Raw genomic sequence first — 1759 nt, forward strand, 5'->3', positions numbered from 1 at the left:
CGGAGGTGTCGGTGTAGGTGGTGGCCGTGATGGGCACGCGGGCCACCAGGGTGTAACCGGGGGGAATGCCGGGGGTACAGCGGTCGATGACAACGGGTTCGCAGCCCTCTTTGCGGTAGATGGTCAGCAAAGTGCCGGGGTTACCGCAGGCGTAGGGGGTCCAGGCGAGCTGGATGGCCCGTCCGTTGGGAGTGGCGGTGGGTCGGGCGGTGAGTCCTTTGACGGCGGGTCCCACGATGCGGATGCGGAAGGTCTGGAAGGAGACCAGCGAGGGGGTGGGCCGGAGGGGCACGTCGGAGACCTTGAAGGTCACATCGTAGGGAGCCTGTCGGATCTGGTTGCAGTTGGTCTGCCAGGTGAAGGTGGCCGTGGCGGGCTGGTTCTGGGTGATGTCGCCGTTGAGGAGCCGGGCGTAGGCGGGCTGGATGAGTTCGGCGGCCGGCAGGGGCTGTCGGTCGGGACCGATGTTGAAGACGCCCCCGAATCCGGAGATGATGACGCGTTGTCCGTCGGGGTCGGTGGCCGTGACGGGCTGGTTGATGAGGGTGCCGGCCTCCACGCACAAGTCCGGGATGGGCTGAATAAGGGGGCGCTGGTTTCTATTATCAACGACAATGATCTGCATATCGCGGGTGATCTCACCGATGAGTACGCCGTTGCGCCACTCCTCGATGATAAACGCGAAGTTGAACTGACCGATTTCGCCAGGCGCATCCCAGCATAACTCGCCCGTTCGCGGATTGATGGAGAAGGTGGGTGTGCCCCCGTTCTCGCTGGCGGTGCTGAAGCGGGTCGGGTCCTGATATGCGGGTATATCACGACCCGCACAGCCATTGTCCGTTAAACTGGTTTTGGGCACACTTAGCCGATAGGCCAGGCTATCGCCGTCGGCATCGAAAGCGGCCGGGTTGTGGCAGAACTTCTGGTTGACGCGTCCTGAATCCAGGGGCGGGTTGAGCATCACCGGTGTGGAGTTGGTCAACAGAGCTGCATTGACGTAAATCGTCGTGGATACAAAGAATCGGATCTGGTCGGAACTGGCTGCCGGTGGCAGGTTTTTGGTGTCGGCATTACGGTTCGGTACCGTTACGCCAATGGTATACGTTCCCGGGCCCGGATAGGTATGAATGACGGTATAACTGTTTACGGACGAGGTGCGGCCGTTGATATACGCCCGGCCACTACGGCGAACATCGGCCGTTGAGCCATCCCCAAAACAGAAGGTATAATTCTCTGCCTGATCAGCCGCAGCTTTACCCTTTTGTTCATCAAAGTAAGCTGTAAACGTAATTCTATACGTAAGTGAGGTTTTGGAAATAAGCTTGGTCGTTATTTCGCCTGCCCGCACGTGAGTGGCCTGACTAACGTTAGGCAAAAGAACTGCAATCAAAAAAAGGCTTAACAGCCCAGGTATATAGACGAACCGCATACTATTATCGCATTTTTACTAAAACGCTTTCTCCCACAAAAAGTGTATTAAAAGCGCTGGTAAGATAAGGGAAAAACAAAAAAGGAGAAAGTAAATAACTTTACGTTACTTCTTTCTCCTCGTTTCCTGTCAACTTTATCGGTTTTTATCGGAGTGTCATATCCTCCCGGATGATCTGGACCCAGCTTTTGATGATCTGGGGGGGAGCGTTGCGGGCCAGCAGGGCAAAGTAAGTCGTGGCCTGGTAGTAGTACAGACCCGTGGGCAGCTCCGCCCCATCACTGCCCCGACCGTCCCAGGCCAGCGTCGGACCGCTGCCCTCGTAGACCT

2 protein-coding genes are annotated in these 1759 nt (G+C 57.2%); both read right to left on the minus strand.

What is annotated here, in order from left to right; genetic code table 11:
- Positions 1-1375: PKD domain-containing protein (locus tag ACYVK4_RS27645; RefSeq protein ID WP_461130815.1), on the minus strand; the 1375-nt coding region annotated here is incomplete at its 3' end.
- A 199-nt stretch (positions 1376-1574) separates the two neighbouring features.
- The coding region (locus ACYVK4_RS27650) for a hypothetical protein (protein ID WP_461130816.1) at positions 1575-1759 on the minus strand (185 nt) is incomplete at its 5' end.

It is taken from the genome of Spirosoma aerophilum, from assembly GCF_054782495.1.